We start from the raw sequence: 17,656 nt of genomic DNA, 5'->3' as shown, positions 1-17,656 counted from the left end.
CCAAGTGAGCTCGACATGGCAGTTCGGTGTTTACTGCCAATGCCGACCGCCAGCGTATCACTGAAGCGCTGGTGGCTATGTGCCTGAAGACGACGTCGAGTGCGCGGACTCGCCCGCCACACCATTGGGGTCGCCATAGTTCCGGAGAAGCGTGCGTGTTGCGGCGTCAAGAGCGCGCGAGCTGAACGCAAAAATTACGAAGCCAAGTCATGTACATCCGATCTGAAATTTCGCAGCACAAGTAAAAAGATGCGGCCGCGGCGAGGCGCATACCATGGGCAGCGCTGCACGCGCTCGGATCTCAGTGTGCTCCGCTAGTTCCAGCGCATCCTCAATATCAACTCCAATGTACTTGACCGTATTTTCGATCTTGGTGTGCCCCAACAGGATTTGAATCGCGCGAAGATTGCCTGTCGCCTTGTAGATCATTGCGGCCTTGGTGCGTTGACCTTGCTCGATCCGTTCGGCGATACGCCGGCCGAGTGATGTGCTCACCTTGCCTCGCTGAATGTTCAGTTCTTCATCGGTGATGCCGAATTCGCCAACTGAGCCGACGCCCATACAGCCCAGGGCCCGCTCGCAGTCGTCATTAGACACCAGGCCCGTCAGAAGGTCTTCTATGCCCTTTAGCGGCGAAACCGGGTCTCGTAGCCTCTTCAGGTGGCCCGCGTTAGTTCGCTGCTGATAGGTGGCGAGAGCCTCAAGATAGAGTGCACGCTTGTTGCCAAAAGCGCCGTACAGGCTTTGCCTGCCGATGCCCATTGCCTCGCGCAGATCGTCAGTTGATGTCCCGGCAAAGCCTTTCGCCCAGAACACCCTCAATGCCTTATCCAACACCGCGTCGCGGTCGAACTCTCTCGGTCGTGCCATGCAGAGGGTCTAACAATTATGGATCAATCAGTCAATAAATATTCGGCAGTAAGATTTGACTGCTTTTGGCGCATTGATGCCGTTATTGAAAATCTTGGTCGACGTCTGCTTTCACGAAGACGCCACCCCTGTGTCTAGGGCAGATATTAGGCGCAAAGCAGTCAGTCGCGCCACGATCGCCAAACGGCAACTTCTGGTTAAAGCGGCCGATGCGAAATCTGCTAGAGCCCCCCAACTTGCGCACGAGATCACAACTCCGCAGTTGGTGGACGAATGGCACGAACCTCAGCACCTGATCTGCTTGCGAGGATGTCATTTGTCTTGTCAAACAACTGCACAACGATGAGTGTATTGTTGTCGATAGCGGCCCCGGAGCTACAAATGAGTAGGTGCCGTTCGGCCATAGTCGACGACTCTGAGTCCCGCATAATGATCGCGGGTGAAAACATGGGATGCACCGCGTCCGTGGTTCTCAATCACGACGATTACGGGAGCAGCCTGCTCTTCCAATTTCATGCTGTCGGCACGCTCTTTCGCGGTGCGTGCCTTCGTCACGGCATCAATGCGCTGGTGCTCTTTCGAAGGTGCTCAAGGAGACAGAATGAGCTGAACGCACCGAGCATGTGTCCAAAGCTATCCCGTGTTGGATTGTTGTACAGGATCCAGCCGCCATTTTCGGTCGGCTCGACGACGTATCCGGTGGCGATTTTCGGGGTGCTGAGTGCGTTCACAATGCACCCCCAGCCGACAGGCCATAAACAGTCTCTTTATGGCACCTTGCGCGCAACTCGCGCGCAGGTGCCGCTTCGTTCCCGCAACGTTTCCCTTTAGTTCTCCACAGATCAACATAGGATAAGCACCAGATCACCCAGCTTTTATGGGCTTTTCGGGAGTTACCCCAAACGTTGACATCGTAGGGGTCACAGGTTCAATCCCTGCCACGCCCACCATCTTCTCAAGGACTTAGCTCCTTTCGGCTCGGGGTTGGCACAGATACGGCACAGATACCAGCCTGATATGTTGCTGGAACGTTCACGGCCACGGTTCCGACATCCACTCGGTTCCGGTGGCCGTAAACATTCTGTATAGTTGAAAAACTCACGATCACACCTCTGATTTCCGACTTGTTGCGGCACCACTTCACAGTGATCTTGCGCGTCCAAATGTTGGATGAGAACGTACGATAGAAGCCCAGCGCGCCAGCGAGCAGCAATGCAGCTTCGCTCCGCGTCAACCAACGATCTTTAGCCGGCTTTTTCGGGCATCGAGACAACCGGAACCGATTCGAGCGGACCATGCTCACGGTGCCAATGATTGATCGCCGACGAAAGGACGCTCAACTCCTTGCGCACTGTGTTCGGCTTCACATTGGCCGATCGGAATTTCGTGTAAGCGCGACAGGTTTCACCTTTCACATTGGCAAGGGTGCGCGCACCCCACCACGTCATCAGCGCCGCGATGTTATAGCCGATCGTCGCCGGGCTGTTGCCCTTCGTTGTCGGAGCGTGTTCGCGGCCGTAGGCGGTCAAGACTTCGGCGACAGAGAGTTTAGCGGGATTATGCTCGCGGACCGCTGGTTTGAATTTTTCACCGAGGTATTCGAGGAGGACTTTTTCAGCTCCTTCGCGATCGCCTTCGCCGCAGCCTGTCCGCTTGAAATGTGATCCGTCGCGGATAACCCATTGTTCGCGGTTGGATGCGAACTAGAGTCTCGGTCCTGCTAGCTTTCTTGGCATTTCAGCATTTCCTTCATTGCCTGTGCAGTGACGAAATCAGTGCGCCCGATGCGCATGATCCTTAAGCGGCCATCACGATGCAGGCTGCGGAGCGTGCTTGGCCCTATCCGGTTACGAAAGAACCTTTCGCAAGCTTCCTGTAGGGTGAACACGGCCTCGTCGGCGTTATCCATTGTCATCATCGTTGTTGGCGTCATCATCAGTTCCATAATCAAGCAGTGGTAGACAAGGCGGGTTAAGCGCCAGGACCAGATAGTGAGACGTGCGCAGCTCGACCAGAAGCCAACCCTTCGCGGGAACATTCGCCAGGGCGAACGCTGCAAGCTCTGGTTTCTTGAATGAGCTGACCCGGCGTGCCTCGTCCTCGTTGATCGCCTCTCCGATGGCTTTCAGGACGAACGATTTGGGCGCCGATTTGAAATAGTCCTCGTAATCCATCTGACCACCCAGAGCGACGTAGGTGTTGCCGGCGTCGAGATCGTCGACAAGCTTTCCGCGTCCCTCTCTGAACGGCTTGGCGCTGGGGTTCTGCGTCAACAGATCAAGCGCCGCCGCAGCTATGCTCGCTGCCACCGCGAACAGCTCAAGGTCAGATTTGGTGCACAGCAGCTCGAATGCGGCCGTGTATCTGGTACAGCCCCGCTCGCGCGACTTCCCCAATCCTTCATGGTTCGCCTGCACGGGATTGATGCTGTAATCGTTGGTTAAAGGGCCTCACCTGTCCGAACTGAATTTGGGCAATCAACGATACCGGGAGTCGACATGCTCGATGACAACGCATTCGCCATGTTTTGTTTTCAAAACCACATGAAGGAAGCTCGCGGGCTGAGCGACAAGACGATCGATGCCGCCATGCGCCCCCTATGGAAATTTGAGAAACATTCTCCATCGACTGACTTCAGGAACGTCACCAAAGATCAAATCGCTTCGTTCAAACGGAACCTGATCAATGCTGGAGGCAATGGAGAGAAGTCCGAACTCTCAGCCTCCACGATTGTTCATACGCTTCAGAACCTGATCGCCTTCTTCAACTGGTTGCGCAATGAAAATGGCTATCGGCAGATACCGGCCGACATCCCCATGTATTTCACACCCCCGCGAGAGCTGTCCGCGATTGCTCATGCCAGTTCGGAAAAATACGTGCCAACCATTGGGGCGATAAAGAAGCTGGTATTCTCGACGCAAACTACGACGTTCTGGCAGCGGAGGAACCGGGCGGTAGTTGCTTTCCTGCTTGTATCGGGAGCCCGGGACGGCGCAGTTGTCTCTTTCCATGCCAAGCATGTCGATGTTGCGAAGAAGCTGGTCTATCAGCGCACAAGCGAGGTGAAGACAAAGCGCGCCAAATCGATGGTAACAGCATGATTCCCAATCGATGCAGATTTAGAGCAAGTCGTGATCGATTGGATCGCAGATCTCAAGGCACACGGGGCCAATGATGATGATCCGCTTTTTCCAAAGGGCCCTAACCGGTTTTCTGCAAAGCAGGACACCGCATTTGAAGCCTGGTCATCTACGAACCCGATACGCGAAATAATTAGGGAAGCCACCGAGATGACCGGAGAGCAGTACTTCAAGCCGCACTCTGTCCGCAGCACGATTGAACAATGGATAGAACAGCTTCCAATTGGGGCAGAGCAAAAGAAAGCGCTCAGTCAGAACCTCGGCCACGAGCACTATCGCACAACCGCGACTTACTACGGTAAGCTTGATGATCCACGGAAGCTCGCTCTGGTTGCAGGCATCCGGGATAAGTTGGTCGATCCCGAAGACCAGGAACTCTATGAGCTTATCCGCAATGCACCGCCAAACAAGAGAGATGCAGCAAAAGTGTTATTGGGCGAATGATCGATCGCAGGACGAAACTAATCGTGATGACAGCAGCAGTCCCGAAGGTTTCCGTTTCGTTCTGAAATCGGTGGTGGGTAAGCGACATCGGCGGCGTTGAATGTGTACGAACCGTCGGCCTTGAGCGTCAAGCCGGCCGGTGCATGATCCGGGTCAGTCAGCGCGAAGGTCAACACATGGCCGTCGTCGTTGGCGACTGTGCCGGAAACGGTGGCGTCTTCCTTGACGGAGTTGGTGTCAGCGACGGCCGTCGGCGCGTCGTTGGTGCCGCAGACCTTGATGGTGAGTGTCGCCACCGAAGTACCACCCTTGCCGTCGGCAACGGTGTAGCTGACCGTCACGTCCTGCGTAGTGCCGACCTAGGATTTGCAGACGTCGAACTTGAAGCACTCCCAGCCCTTGCAGATAGATGCGATATCACTGAAGTCGATACCCCCGGCCTTGATCGCGCCGAGCTTTTCTGCCACTTCGGCCTCGAACGCGGCGTACTGCGATTCAGTCAGCTTAAGCGTGAGGGTGTCGATACCGGCACCACCGTCCATGATGGAGTAGTTCTGAACCTTATCACCGCCCGCGCCGAACTTCTCATCGAGGTTCTGTATGGCATCGAAAACGACCACGTCGTTCTTGATGCCGATGCCGGTAAAAATCATTGTTGGCGTCATCCACCAATCTTCACTGGCACTGCTGCCGGTGCCACCAAGGCACTGATGATATTTGAGATGTTTGATATTAGAGACATAGTACTGTCTTTCTTCCGTTGAGGCTGTTGTTGGTAAAAAACTGACCTGCCGCCGCCCCTTCACGGCAGGTAGTATCTCTTGTCGGGTAGTGGCTGTGGCGGGCGTCGTAAAAACAGCGCGTCGTCCTACCAGTTGGACCGAGCCCGTCTGCCTCGACTACTCTTTGAACGCCCGGTTCATCTGGTCGGACAGCGGCTTCATCACGTAAGACAAGACGTTGCGCTCGCCGGTCTGGATGTGAACTTCGGCGGGCATGCCGGGCTGCAGTCGCTTGGCGTCCTTGAGGCAGGCCTCCCGGTCGTCGAGCGTGGTCCTGGCGACGAAGTAAGAGGCCTCCCGTTGCGGATCCTTGATAAGGTCGGCGGACACGCGCTGCACGGTGCCCTTGCATTCCGGCGTTGTGGCGGCGTCAAACGCCGGGAAGCGGATCGAGACGGGCTGTCCGGGCTTGACGTCGTCGATGCTGGCAGGCACCACCATGGCGTCGATGACCAGCCGGTCCTGTTCGGGCACGATCAGCATCAGGGTCTCGCCCGGCGTGATGACCCCGCCGACGGTGTGGATCGCAAGCTCCTGGACGAAGCCTGATTGCGGCGCACGGATTTCGGTGCGGGCCAGCTGATCCCTGGCGACAGTCTTGCGCTCGATCAGTTCGACCTCCTTGCCGTCGAGTTCGCGCAGTTCTTCGTTGACGTCCTTGCGCATGTCCTCGTCGACCTGGATGGACTGCAGGTTGGTTTCGCTGATCTTGCCTTCTGTCTCGGCGATCGCCGCGGCAAGACGCCCGGTCTCACCCTGCAGTCGGGATAGTTCAAGGTGCAAATCACTCACTCGCTCGAGCGAGACTAATTTCTTTTCGTAAAGCTCTTGCAGGCTGTTGAAGTCCCGTTCGACCAGTGCCGCCGCCTCGTCTGTCGCCTTGCGCTGGGCGGTGAGGCCATCGATCTGTTTTTTGAGCTGGCCCGAACGGGCCTCGAGCTGCGACTTCAGCCCGGTAGAAGCCTTGGTGCGGCTTTCAAACAGCGCCTTCTCGCCAGCAAGCACGGTTTCCACGTCCGGATCGGCCGCACGCTGCGCCAGGTCCTTTGGGAACCTGATTTCGGCAAGTCCGAGCCGCTCGGCCTGCAGCCGCGCCTGCCGTGCGACGGTGCGGTCATATTGCTGGGCGACGATCTGAAGGTTAGCGCGAGTCATCGTCTCATCGAGCCGAACGATCACGTCACCTGCCGAGACGCGGTCGCCTTCCTTGACCAGGATCTCGCCGACGATGCCGCCTGTCTGGTGCTGCACTTTCTTGGAGTTGCTCTCGACGACCACATCGCCGGAAGCGATAACCGCGCCGGCCAGCGAGGTGATCGATGCCCAGGCGCCGACGCCGCCAACGAGCAGGGCGGACACTGCCAACCCGAACAGGATGTTGGCCCGGATGCCCTCGCTAGAGTGAGGGTGCTTTTCTGAAACGGATGACATTTTTGGCTTCACTTTCGATTGGACAGAGAAACAACAGTCGAGGTTTGCCGCGCAGCTGCATGAGCCGCCGGCTGGGCATGAGCCGCGGACCGGGTCACGCTGGCCAGCACCTCTTCCTTGGGGCCGAACGCCTGCACCATACCGCCGCCCATGACCAGGACCTGGTCAAGGTTGGCCAACGCCGACGGGCGGTGGGCGACAACGATGACGATGCCACCACGTTGACGAACCCCTTCGATGGCGGTTGCCAGAGACACATCGCCGTCGGCGTCGAGATTGGAGTTGGGCTCGTCGAGAACCACCAGGAAGGGATCGCCGTAAAGCGCCCGGGCCAGCCCGACCAGCTGCCGCTGTCCAGCGGAAAGTGCGGCGCCGCTGTCGCCGACCCGGGTCTGGAAGCCGTCGGGCAGGCGCAGGATCATGTGTTCGACGCCAGCCGCTTTTGCTGCCGAAAGAATGGCTTTGGGATCGGCGTTCTCGTCGAAGCGGCAGATGTTTTCGGCGACAGTCCCCTCGAACAGTTCGATGGCCTGCGGCAGGTAGCCGATGTCAGATCCGAGCGCCTCGACGTCCCACTGCTCGAGTGCGGCCTGGTCAAGACGGACCGTGCCGCGCAACGCGGTCCAGGCGCCGACGAGGGCACGCACCAGCGTTGACTTGCCGGATGCGCTCGGCCCGATCACGCCAAGCCCGGAACCTGCCTCTAGCTTGAAGGTGACGTTCTGGATCAGCGGTTTCTGCTGTCCGGGTGCGGCGACGGTCAGCGCCTCGACGGATAGCGTGTGCTTCGGCCGCGGCAGCGCCATCGGCTGCTCGAGGTCGGCGAACGCCGTCAGGGTCTTTGATAGCTGTGTATAGCTTTGGCGGGCCGACGTGAAGCCACGCCAGTTGGCAATGGCGATATCGATCGGCGCGAGCGAACGTGCCAGCATGATCGAAGAAGCGATGATGACACCTGACGAAGCCTCGCCCGACATCACCAGATAGGCGCCAAGCCCGAGCATCAGCGATTGCAGCATCATTCTGAGGGTGCGTGACAGCGTTCCTGCTGCGCCAACGACGTCGGAGACGCAGCGCTGGTCCCTGAGAAAGCGCAGGCTCTGCTCGCTCCACAGCCGGCCGAACCGGTTGGAAAGCCCCATCGCCCGGATCACCTCAGCATTGCGGCGGCCGGCCTCGGCATAGGCGGTGCGGGTTATCACGGATTCCGTCGCCCGCCGCGCCGATGCGCGGCCAAGTGTTTCCGCCACCAGGGTCAAAACCACGCTGAGTGCCGCGCCCGCGGTTGCCAGCAGTCCGAGCCAGGGATGCATCATGTAAATGATAAGCAAGTAGAACGGCATCCATGGCAGGTCGAAGAAAGCGGTCGGGCCTGTTCCAGAGACAAAGCTTCGGATCTGGTCAAGGTCGCGGATCGGCTGCACGCGGGTTCCCTCATGGCCTGCCCTTAAGGGCAAGAGCAGCGAGGCCGCAAAAGCCTTCGCATGCAGCTTGCGGTCGAGGGTGTTGCCGATGCGAACGAGAAGGCGCAGCCGGGTGAAGTCAAGGAGGCCATAAACCGCATAGAGAAAGACCATGACGATGGTGATGCCGACCAGCGTTGGCACGCTCTGCGAGGGCAACACCCGGTCATAGACCTGCAGCATGTAGAGCGAACCGGTCAGGCCAAGGAGGTTGACCACCGCGGAGAAAATGCCGACGCCCGTCAGTGCGCCTGCGCAATGCCGGAACGCTGTCCTCAACTCATTGCCCGGTGTCGTTGCGGTTGCCGGTCCTGCCATGATATCTCCTGTGCAATAGCCAGCGTCGGCACGAACCGACGCTGTCGTCGGGGTGCGAGGCTTTGATTTTTTAGAAAATCGGCTTCCCTCAAGTTGCCGGGTTAGCGCACATATCGGAGACCGGCGTTATATTACAAGGCTGTAACAATCGGTTTGGCGTGCAGGTGGGTCCGTTGGCAGCCAAGCGCAAAACATTGGCGGCCAAGAGCAAAGAGTTGCGCTGAGACTCTCGGACGACGGACCTCGAACGCGACGGTCCATCAATTGCGCCTCATTTTCCGAGTGATAGCAGTCGCGCCATTTGCGCCGCGTGCGCGGGTCCACTCCGTGGGCCGCGTGCAACAATCCTCCCCCAGCCACAGAGGGCATCGACATTTCCTCGTTGTCTGAAAACAAGATCGGGGCGGTCATCGCCGCGCTTAAGCACCACCAAAAAATGAAGGCAGTTGCATGAGGGAGGGTTCAAGGGGAGGCATCACTCAAATTCAGTAGGATTGGGCAAACGCAGCCTGCACGAAAACCATCCATCGACGTACCCTTCAGCTTGTCCTGTAAAGATGGCCTTGATTTGTTATTGCCGACGCCAGATTCCCAATCTGTAGGCCACTGGTTCGAATCCAGTTGGGATCAGCATTGAAGTCAATGGGTTAGGTTCACCTCTAGCTGGTCGCCGTGCGCTTCGTGAACTTGGGTCGCCACCGGATCACAATTCCACTGAATGAACGTCGATGCCGGCTGCACCATGGTGTCCCGCAGCGAGTAATCGCGGCGCTTGTCCTTGCCGCGGTCCTTCGCCGGATCGAAATGCTCGCCGCCGGAGCGCTCGATGAAGGCGGGCGCCCTTTGTCCTGTCGCGGAGATTGAGTACATCTGACGGCTGAGAGCAAGCGATTGGCACTTGAAAGCAAACGGAGCCGGGGAAGGATCGCTACATCGTCCCGCAGAGTGAGGAAGGATCTCAATTGAAATCACCTCTTATTGCGGCGATCAAGCGCATTCTCACCAGCGTTGCTGTTGCTGTCGCGCTCCCGGGTGCTGTGGTTACTGGGGCCACTAGACGACGGCAACGCCGCCTATGAGACTGGCGATTACGCGAAGGCGCCTCGCTGCCGACCAGGGCGCGATGCGTCCGCCCAGAACAGCTCAGACATCCAATTGGCAAGTAATCGCAAACATATGGCGGGAAATCGCAAGACGTTGGTGGCAGCATTGCCTATATAGATTAATGAGAAAGCTGCAAATCCAACACAACACTCACTAAGCAGGAACGCCTTGTATGGCCTACGTCAACGCCTACTCTCCCATCAACATGCTGAACGCGCAGACGTGGGATGGGTACGTCACGAACGCTACTAGCACCAACATCACCATTGCCGACTACTACACCACCGCTTACTACAGCGGCTACGGCTTCACTTATTACGGGTCGAGTTTGGTTGGCGGAATGCTGACAGGGTACTCCCAGTATTATATGGGCTCGCTGCAAGGCTCGATTACCGGCTTGTCGGTGAGCGCTCCACTCGCCGCCTCGTATATTCAATCGAACAACCTTCCAGGGCTCTTCAGCATTGCTCTGGGAGGAAACGACTATTTGGACCTGTCAGACTACGACGACCTTGCAGTCTCCTATGGTGGAAACGATACCATTTATGCTCGAGGCGGCGATGATGACGTCTGGGGCGGCGAGGGCGCCGACACCATCGACGGCGGATCGGGCGCCGATTTTGCACGCTATGACTTCGCCACAAGCGGAGTCTACGTTCGACTCGACACCGGTCGAGGTTATACGGGAGAAGCAACCGGCGATCTCCTGACGAGCATTGAGGCCCTGATCGGGTCGGCGCATGCCGATACATTAGTCGGCGACTCTATTGGTAACTTTATCGACGGCAGAAGCGGTTCGGATCACCTGTTCGGCGAGGGTGGAGATGACTATCTCTTTGGCGACAGTGGAGATGACTATCTCTTTGGCGACAGCGGCAATGACTTGCTGGCCGGCGGAGCTGGCCTGGATACGCTCTTCGGTGGCGCCGGCAACGACACATTCGTCTTCATGGCGCCAACGGACGGGGCGGACAGCATCGACTTCACGTCCGGTGAGGATCATTTTCAGTTGTCTGCCGCGGATTTCTCTCATAATTTGGCCGGCACGCTGGCGAGCGCCGGGATCAACTTCGAGTTGGGCACCTCGGCCACCGCGCCCGGGCCCGGGCTGGTCTACGATCGCGCCTCAGGCAACATATACTGGGACGCTGACGGCACTGGCCAGCAGACAGAGGCTTTGCTCGCCAATGTTCGTTCGACGTATTCCACGTCCAATATTGGCGGCAACCTTGACTGGAAGCCGGTCACCAGCGGCGACTTCAACGGCGACGGCACCGACGACATTGTTTGGCGGAGCGAATCCACCGGCCAAGACATTCTTTGGACCATGGCCAACGGCCAGCCGTCCAGCGTCCAGTCGATCGGCGGCAACCTTGACTGGAAGCCGGTCACCAGCGGCGACTTCAACGGCGACGGCACCGACGACATTGTTTGGCGGAGCGAATCCACCGGCCAGGACATTCTTTGGACCATGGCCAACGGCCAACCGTCCAGCGTCCAGTCGATCGGCGGCAACCTTGACTGGAAACCGGTCACCAGCGGCGACTTCAACGGCGACGGCACCGACGACATTGTTTGGCGCAGCGAATCCACCGGCCAGGACAACATGTGGTTGAACGGGCAGCATCCCGACATCACCCAGTCCGACTGGCTTTTGGTGTAATCTTTCCAAAGGAGCTTGCTCAGGGCTGCGGCGGTGACACAGACGGCACTGCCGCGTCACCTTTCGAACCCCTGCTCGGCAAGAGTTCCAACTCGCGGGTGACGCGCGTGACGCGTTTGTTTTCGCTTTAGAGATATTCACCTGCGTGCACGTGCGCGCTAAGACACTCAAATGGGCACTGTCGCGTCACCCGATCTACCAAAGCCTTGCCCCTACTGGTTTGAAAGGTGACACGGCCCGAATGATGTGCGTCACACAACGCACATCCCGCAATCGATGCATCGCCCTTAAAGCCGTCTTTATCGTTCGATATCAATGGTATAGCGTGGCGACGGCCGTGTGTGGCAAGGAACGCCGAAGCTCCCCGCTGCCAGCGGCGCGGTTTGTACCAGTTGGCGAGGGAAGTACGGACACGCTCGCCATGCGGCCCCATCGGAGGCTGCACCAAGGTTTCTCCAGGTTGTGACCACTGCTACGCCGAAACCTTGATGGACACGCGATATGGCAAGGTCCCATCCACGGGTTAAAGGTGTGATCTCACCATTCAATTGCGGTGTTCTCAGCCATTGGGATTTGCCTCCAACCACGCCGTGGCCTCGACCAGCTCGCGAGCGTAGCGGCCAGGATCAATGACAATGATGCGCTGGTAGTCGATGAAGAACGTGGAAACGGTTTGCAGTGCGCACCATTGGTTCAATAGTGTTTCAAGCTTATCTACCTGCTTGAGCTCGGAGTAAGCCTCCTCATGGTGATTGTTTTCCATGTAGGATTCGATGCAGTTGAACAAATTAAGGTCGAAGGTCTTGCGCCTGGTGGCATAACACCACGCCGGCAGATTGGGCTCACCGTCGACAATCACATCATCGCCAAGGCTTTCGAGCATTTCGGCAACGTCGGTGTAGTATTTATCGTCGTCGATCGTAACCATGCAATCGTCTTCTGGCACGATGTCGGCCTTGACCAAGCGGCTCATAGCGCGACGCTTCGCCCCCAGCGCCTTGTATTCACAGCTGTCCAACCGCATGGCGTTTTCAGCGTGCTCGCGCTGCGCGAAAATCGATATGGCGCGCGTTCCAGGGGTGGGAGGACATGGTATACGCCCTCGCCCTCGCTAGGGATATCGTCCAACAAGCCATTGCCGCGGACGATACGGAACCGTGGGCTTACCTTGCGCAGGCGATGATAGCCTTTGCGACGCGTGACAATGTCCTGGCGACTGCAGCGATCAGCCAGGCTGTCGCCATCAACCCCAACTCCGCGTTTGCACACGGCCAGTTGGGGCTTGCTCATGCCAACGGGGGCGCGCGGCGGACGCCATTCCTTGCATCGACTACGCCCTCAGACTGAGCGCGCGAAGCTTTTCTTGGCGACTTTCAGTTTTACTACGCCATGGCTTACTTCCAGGGCGCGAATTACGAGCTCGGATTGATTTATGCACGGGAGGCACATCGCTTGCGGTCCGGCCACGCGGTTCCGCTGATCATCGGAACGGCCTGTGCCGGACTTCTGGACAACCAGGAGGTTGCCAGGGAATTGCTCGGGCGGCTCAAGTCGCTAGTCCCTGACATCTCACGGGACGCGGTCGGAGCAACATCTTCTTTCGTCCGCGCCGAGGATCGGGCGCGCCTGATCGAGGGCCTTGCCCGTGCCGGTCTGAATTGACGGGTTTAGCGACAGTCGTTACGAGCAGCCAGAAGGGTGGCGTGAATTGGGCGATCCCAGACACAATGATCGGGGGCCGATAGCCATACGCCGATGATCAACGGGATCGGTGTGCTCGCGCCTTCGAAGCAATTCATCGGCCAGGGTGGAGGGAGCACTGAGTGAGGCATGACGGTTAGACCGGAGTGCTGCCTTCGGGATTTGGACATGGTCTGCGCAGCGACCGCGATGTGGGCGCAAAGCGGTCAGTCGCGCCACGATCGGCAAACGGCAGTTTTAGGACCGACTGCGGTCAGGCAGCTTATGGGATGGTGAGGCTGGAAAGCGGACCTTCGTGTCCAGTATAGCGAGGACTGCTTTGAGCCTCTGCTTTGCTCCAGCCGTTTTGACGAAGTGATTTCGAGGCAACTGTGATTGGCTCGGACGCCGTAGAGCAATTGTTCAAGCTACATCCAATGCAACAAGGGAATAAGAATGCCGGCATTGAAGATGACCGTGATTTGCGCATAACCATCATTGCTCATTACGCTGGTCCTTGAAGTTGAGTTCGTAAACCCGAATGCCCTTGCGAAGCGAAGAGCGCAGCACGTTCCTACGCACCAACGTCCTGAGCGCGGTGCGCAAATCGATGTCGTAGCTAAAACCAACCGCAGTGCAGGCAATGCGCGAAATTTTCCTGCCGTCGAGGGCCATCCAGTAAAACGCCTCAAAGACCATCTTAATGAGCAACTCGTCGCGCACATCTGTCTCATAGCCATCGAGAATGGCCAGCGCCTCCAAAAAGCGCGGGTCAACCGTTTTGTTCATTTGTCCCACTTTTCCCCATTTCTATTGTTCTGCGGCCCATCCCAAAAACACATCAGTGTCCTTCAAGACGACCAGAACGCCGTAGTTCTTGCTTACGTGTAACGTCCATTAGCAATTCGGATACATCCACGCTCGGGGGAAAACTTGCGTATGGCTGCCAATATTTTGCGCTGAACGGCCAACGGCAAATCGTCAATTGCCCGGTTGGGCAAATTAGGTACCGTAGTAAAATTAGTGACCGAAATCCTCGCTCGAGTGGATATTCAACTCGCAGCGGCATCATTCAATGCAAAACAGGCGTAGTGATACGTGATTGTTGGAGGAAAGGACGGGCGATGGCCGGCTCACAGGCACAACTAGGCCGGACCAGCGCTTGCCCGGCAAGATCGCCGAAATTCCGACGGACTTTTTCCGGTCCAGCGTCGGCATGCATGGCTGAAGGCGCTGGGTTGCTGGAAACCAAGCCGCCACGTGATCTCCGAAGCCCGAAGGTTTTGCTCGAGATAGCGTAGGGCGAGATCGCGCCGCATCTGGTCGAGGATTTCTCCAAAGCTCAATCCCTCGGCTGCCAATCGCCGAGCGAACGTCCTCTCGCTAAGGCTGAGCTTCTGGGCCACGGTCTTTGCTTGCGCTTCGTGGTGCGGCAGAAGCGGTATGATGGCGTTCTCAACCTCTGTCCGGAACGCATTGCAGCTGGTTGGACGTGCCGCAAGCGCCTCGTCGCAACTCTTTACCATCAGATCGTTGAGGTACGGGTCATAGCCACGCAAAGGCAAGTCCATCACGCTCGCTTCGAAACTGATCTCGTCGACATCAGCGTCGAAGCTGACCTCGCAGCCCAGGAATTCCTGGATTTTGCGCCCGTCCGCACGATGATGCGCGAACCTTGCCGAAAGCGGCACGATCTTCCTTCCGACAAGCTGGCGGCAGAGCCGCACAAGTGTGACCGCGAAGGACTCCATCAGGTGCCGGTCCGAGTGGCGGGGCACCCCATGATAAAAAAAATCGACACGGCCACCCGGACCTTTGACTATGCGCAAGTCCAGCGCTTCGTTCGCGATGCGTTCATACCGATCCAGGCGTTTGAGTGCATCACTCAATCGCTCCGATGACGCAGCCACATAATAAAGCATGCCGAGTTCGCGCAGATCGAAATCGATAGCCAGAGTTACCCCGAGCCAGTCATCTCCGACGACGCGCGACGCGCGCTCCAAAAAATCGATCCCCGCTGTGACCTTGATCCTCTTGCGGCTGGCAAGCGCAGCCTGAGACAAGCCGGACTGCACGGTGAGGGTAGCCGGGTCGATTCCACGACGTTCAAGTACCCCAAGCGCCAAGTGAACAGCCAGGCCTATTGACGTTGGCATCCCGTAGTTCTCCAGTGTTGTCCGAAGCTAGCTAGCCGAAAAATCATCGCACTCGAGCAGAACTCACTATGAGCGCTTTGGCAGCTTATCGCAACTTCCAAAGAGTATTGCGACGCCAGTGAGCGGAGACTTGATTGGCGTCTTAGCCCAAGACATTGGCATTCAAACGCAAGCAGGATTGTTCTCGAACTGCTTGGAAGATCCCGCACGGTTTGGGAAAGAAGGCCTTGGGCCTCACCGATGCTTGTTTTTGGAGTGCGATCCGCCCACGAACCAATGAAATAAGTGAATCCAAGACCAAAAGTGCTGGACCCGAATGCTAAAGGGCGGCGCTTTGGAAGGAAGACATCAATATCGTTCTCAATCTGGCACCGGATGATTGCCATCCCTTTTTGGCTAGTCATCCAAGCAACACAAAAATCTAGCCTTGTCGCGCATTCAGCCGATCGGTCTTGTCGCTGCGCCAACCTCGCAACTTTGACGGACAAACAAAAGGAAATAGTGAAAGCTCTCATTGCTTCCATCGCATTCGCATTCCTCCTGTCAGGTCAACCTGCGAACAGGCGCAGTCCGATCTGAGGAAGGGCATGTCAAAGCTTCACCGAGACCATGATCGGCGGTGCGGTGCTTGATGATCAGGACAGACCTACCCGAGATCTAGGGAGCTAAGCCAGCTAAGCCCAATCGCGATCAACACACAGGTGGCAAGAACCGCCCGGGAGCACTCGCCGAATCGCAGGTCAGTATCCTCCCATGGGACAGAGACGCGTCTCATCGCAAGAAATTGGCGGTCATGAGCAAGCAGCGGCTTAGGTTGAATGGTAGTCGTGCCGGCATGAAGTAGGCCCGTCGAACCGACGCTTGCTTAAAATGCAGAACAAAGGCCCGTTTGGGCAGCAGCAAATACCAAAATGGAAAAATTCATTGTCGCGTTGTCGGCGTGTGCCGTCCTCGCGGGCTGTGCCTCACGCGCTGACAGCATAGCGCCGGCGTACACTTCCGCGCTCAGCTATCAATCACTATCGTGCAACCAACTGGCCTCGGAGGCGACTGAAATCTCGTCTCGGGCCGCAGCAGCTGCCGGTATGCAGAACCAAAAAGCAACCGGCGATGCCGTCGCTACAGGTGTCGCATTGGTTGTGTTCTGGCCAGCTTTGTTCTTTATCAAGGGTGACGGAGCACAGGCCGCCGAAGTCTCCCGGCTTAAGGGCGAGATGCAGGCTATCGAATCGATGTCTCGCCGCAAGGGCTGTGGTATCGTTTTCAATGCCCGCCCGAAGAAAGCATAAGATATTTGCAGGCGAGGAACATCCCAGAAGCAGAAGCTTCGACCCCGGTCTCGACTCGAGATTCTAATATTCCGCGGGTATTCCGGCCGTGGGTAGCACTTTTCGATCGCCCCTTGTCCGCAAGCACCTTCAGCAGCGATTGAATTGGGGCCGATAGGTCTGGGATTGGCCCAAGCGGACCAAGAAGAATTGCAGAGAAGATTTCGACCTCCCCCAGAGAACCAGAGGCGTCGTTAGCACGTACCCAAAAAAGCCTGATTCACCCGTGATCAGTCTGGAACACGCTAGTCGGGGACCGATGAAACAAATCGAACTTGGAGAGCGGCGGTGTCTTGTTCTCGGAGCAAGCGGCGTGCTTGGAATTAATCTCTGCAATACATTGAATGCGGGCGGAGCAGAAGTGACGGCCTTTGGACGCAGGCTGTCACGTCCGACGTCGCTTCATCAGGATGTAAAATGGATTTCGGGGCATTTCGACGACGTTCGGACATTTGAACACGCCGTCCGGGGGCAAGAATTTGTCTTTCACTTGATCAGTACGACGATCCCGGACGATTCCAACCGGGACCCCGCCGCCGATCTAGCAGCAAACGTTCTCCCCACAGTGCGCTTGCTTGAAGTTTGTTGTAAGGAAGGCGTTAAGAAAGTTGTTTTCTCGTCCTCGGGCGGCACTGTGTACGGCATTCCCTCGAGGGTCCCAATTCCGGAGTCATCTTCAACGGAGCCAATTTCCGGTTACGGTATCAGCAAGCTTGCGATCGAGAAATATCTGGCGCTGTTTCATCGGCTCCATGGTCTCGAATATCATGTCTGCCGTATCTCAAATATTTACGGACCTTTTCAACAAGGCAATCGAAGGCAAGGTCTCGTTGCGACTACGATCCGCCGAGCCCTCCTGAAGGAACATGTGGAGATATGGGGCGACGGACAGGTTATTCGTGACTTTGTCTACGTCGACGACGTTGTGGCAGCAATGCTGTGTTGTTGTTTCTATCACGGGCCTTATAAGGTGATGAATGTCGGATCCGGCACAGGTCTGACTATCAACCAAGTAATTGATGATATAGAGTTGGTGTTGAACGAAGGAGCGATCGACAGATCTCACCGGCCGGGTCGCACGGTGGACGTTCCGAGGAATACACTCGACATATCCTTGATCCAGAGCGAGACGTCATGGCAACCAATTGTTGCTTGGCATGAGGGTCTGCGTCGAAGTATCGAATGGATGAAAGCAGCCAACATCGTCGCAAATCCCTACACCGCAGGCGATCGCCATGAGCAGTCCCGCGGTGTTCCGCAACTAAAGAGTTAGAGGC

At 57.2% G+C, this 17,656-nt stretch carries 19 protein-coding genes and 1 pseudogene; 8 read left to right on the top strand and 12 right to left on the bottom strand.

The genetic code is table 11. The annotated features are described in order from the left end of the window. Positions 1-207 precede the first annotated feature (207 nt). The 4 genes from K9U38_RS13700 to K9U38_RS13685 all read right to left on the bottom strand — a co-directional run bounded on the left by K9U38_RS13700 (position 208) and on the right by K9U38_RS13685 (position 3,287). The gene (locus K9U38_RS13700; protein ID WP_224494897.1) at positions 208-870 is read right to left on the bottom strand and encodes a TetR family transcriptional regulator; all 663 of its coding nucleotides are present in this window, start codon (positions 868-870) and stop codon (positions 208-210) included. Positions 871-2,114: 1,244 nt separating this feature from the next. Then, positions 2,115-2,399, bottom strand: a complete 285-nt coding sequence (locus K9U38_RS13695; protein WP_224494896.1) for a hypothetical protein — start codon at positions 2,397-2,399, stop codon at positions 2,115-2,117. Between the two features lie 191 nt (positions 2,400-2,590). Then, positions 2,591-2,779: a hypothetical protein gene (locus tag K9U38_RS13690; RefSeq protein WP_224494895.1), complete on the bottom strand. Its 189-nt coding sequence runs from the start codon at positions 2,777-2,779 to the stop codon at positions 2,591-2,593. Continuing rightward, positions 2,772-3,287 carry a hypothetical protein gene (locus tag K9U38_RS13685; RefSeq protein ID WP_224494894.1) on the bottom strand — a complete coding sequence of 172 codons (516 nt, stop codon included), beginning with the start codon at positions 3,285-3,287 and terminating at the stop codon, positions 2,772-2,774. The genes K9U38_RS13690 and K9U38_RS13685 overlap by 8 nt, the downstream gene beginning before the upstream one ends. Before the next feature lie 81 nt (positions 3,288-3,368). On the opposite strand from K9U38_RS13685, the gene K9U38_RS13680 reads away from it, so the two are divergent. Both K9U38_RS13680 and K9U38_RS13675 read left to right on the top strand, forming a co-directional pair. Then, on the top strand, positions 3,369-3,971 hold the full coding sequence (locus K9U38_RS13680; RefSeq protein WP_224494893.1) for a site-specific integrase: 603 nt from the start codon (positions 3,369-3,371) through the stop codon (positions 3,969-3,971). A gap of 30 nt (positions 3,972-4,001) precedes the next feature. After that, positions 4,002-4,454, top strand: coding sequence for a site-specific integrase (locus K9U38_RS13675; RefSeq protein ID WP_224494892.1), 453 nt, complete (start codon positions 4,002-4,004; stop codon positions 4,452-4,454). A 17-nt stretch (positions 4,455-4,471) separates the two neighbouring features. Here K9U38_RS13675 and K9U38_RS13670 read toward each other — a convergent pair. The 5 genes and pseudogenes from K9U38_RS13670 to K9U38_RS13650 all read right to left on the bottom strand — a co-directional run. After that, positions 4,472-4,798: pseudogene (locus tag K9U38_RS13670) on the bottom strand (Ig-like domain-containing protein); the annotation flags it as partial. 15 nt (positions 4,799-4,813) lie between these two features. Continuing rightward, complete coding sequence (locus K9U38_RS13665; RefSeq protein ID WP_224494890.1) at positions 4,814-5,260, bottom strand: hypothetical protein; 447 nt, start codon at positions 5,258-5,260, stop codon at positions 4,814-4,816. Between the two features lie 93 nt (positions 5,261-5,353). Next, complete coding sequence (locus K9U38_RS13660; protein ID WP_224494889.1) at positions 5,354-6,667, bottom strand: HlyD family type I secretion periplasmic adaptor subunit; 1,314 nt, start codon at positions 6,665-6,667, stop codon at positions 5,354-5,356. An 8-nt stretch (positions 6,668-6,675) separates the two neighbouring features. Next, positions 6,676-8,448 carry a type I secretion system permease/ATPase gene (locus K9U38_RS13655; protein ID WP_224494888.1) on the bottom strand — a complete coding sequence of 591 codons (1,773 nt, stop codon included), beginning with the start codon at positions 8,446-8,448 and terminating at the stop codon, positions 6,676-6,678. A gap of 639 nt (positions 8,449-9,087) precedes the next feature. Next, the gene (locus K9U38_RS13650) at positions 9,088-9,318 is read right to left on the bottom strand and encodes a hypothetical protein (protein ID WP_224494887.1); all 231 of its coding nucleotides are present in this window, start codon (positions 9,316-9,318) and stop codon (positions 9,088-9,090) included. 406 nt (positions 9,319-9,724) lie between these two features. Here K9U38_RS13650 and K9U38_RS13645 point away from each other — a divergent pair, with 406 nt between their 5' ends. Then, entirely contained in the window at positions 9,725-11,215 is a 1,491-nt protein-coding gene (locus K9U38_RS13645) for an FG-GAP-like repeat-containing protein (RefSeq protein ID WP_224494886.1), read from the top strand. A gap of 341 nt (positions 11,216-11,556) precedes the next feature. Next, entirely contained in the window at positions 11,557-11,742 is a 186-nt protein-coding gene (locus tag K9U38_RS13640) for a DUF5131 family protein (protein ID WP_224494885.1), read from the top strand. Between the two features lie 32 nt (positions 11,743-11,774). On the opposite strand, the gene K9U38_RS13635 is transcribed toward K9U38_RS13640, so the two are convergent. Then, the gene (locus K9U38_RS13635; RefSeq protein WP_224494884.1) at positions 11,775-12,188 is read right to left on the bottom strand and encodes a hypothetical protein; all 414 of its coding nucleotides are present in this window, start codon (positions 12,186-12,188) and stop codon (positions 11,775-11,777) included. A 116-nt stretch (positions 12,189-12,304) separates the two neighbouring features. Here K9U38_RS13635 and K9U38_RS13630 point away from each other — a divergent pair, with 116 nt between their 5' ends. After that, positions 12,305-12,562: a tetratricopeptide repeat protein gene (locus K9U38_RS13630; protein ID WP_224494883.1), complete on the top strand. Its 258-nt coding sequence runs from the start codon at positions 12,305-12,307 to the stop codon at positions 12,560-12,562. Positions 12,563-12,604: 42 nt separating this feature from the next. Beyond that, positions 12,605-12,877 carry a hypothetical protein gene (locus K9U38_RS13625; protein WP_224494882.1) on the top strand — a complete coding sequence of 91 codons (273 nt, stop codon included), beginning with the start codon at positions 12,605-12,607 and terminating at the stop codon, positions 12,875-12,877. Positions 12,878-13,390: 513 nt separating this feature from the next. On the opposite strand, the gene K9U38_RS13620 is transcribed toward K9U38_RS13625, so the two are convergent. Then, the gene (locus K9U38_RS13620) at positions 13,391-13,684 is read right to left on the bottom strand and encodes a hypothetical protein (RefSeq protein ID WP_224494881.1); all 294 of its coding nucleotides are present in this window, start codon (positions 13,682-13,684) and stop codon (positions 13,391-13,393) included. Between the two features lie 356 nt (positions 13,685-14,040). Then, positions 14,041-15,051 (bottom strand): AraC family transcriptional regulator, encoded by a 1,011-nt coding sequence (locus tag K9U38_RS13615; protein WP_224494880.1) that lies wholly within the window; start codon positions 15,049-15,051, stop codon positions 14,041-14,043. A gap of 911 nt (positions 15,052-15,962) precedes the next feature. Here K9U38_RS13615 and K9U38_RS13610 point away from each other — a divergent pair. Then, positions 15,963-16,340, top strand: a complete 378-nt coding sequence (locus K9U38_RS13610) for a hypothetical protein (protein WP_224494879.1) — start codon at positions 15,963-15,965, stop codon at positions 16,338-16,340. Positions 16,341-16,638: 298 nt separating this feature from the next. Beyond that, positions 16,639-17,652, top strand: a complete 1,014-nt coding sequence (locus K9U38_RS13605; RefSeq protein WP_224494878.1) for an NAD-dependent epimerase/dehydratase family protein — start codon at positions 16,639-16,641, stop codon at positions 17,650-17,652. Positions 17,653-17,656: the final 4 nt, after the last annotated feature.

The organism is Phyllobacterium lublinensis (assembly GCF_020164435.1).
Taxonomy (GTDB): Bacteria; Pseudomonadota; Alphaproteobacteria; order Rhizobiales; family Rhizobiaceae; genus Phyllobacterium; species Phyllobacterium lublinensis.
This window is presented reverse-complemented; position numbering and strand designations above follow the sequence as displayed.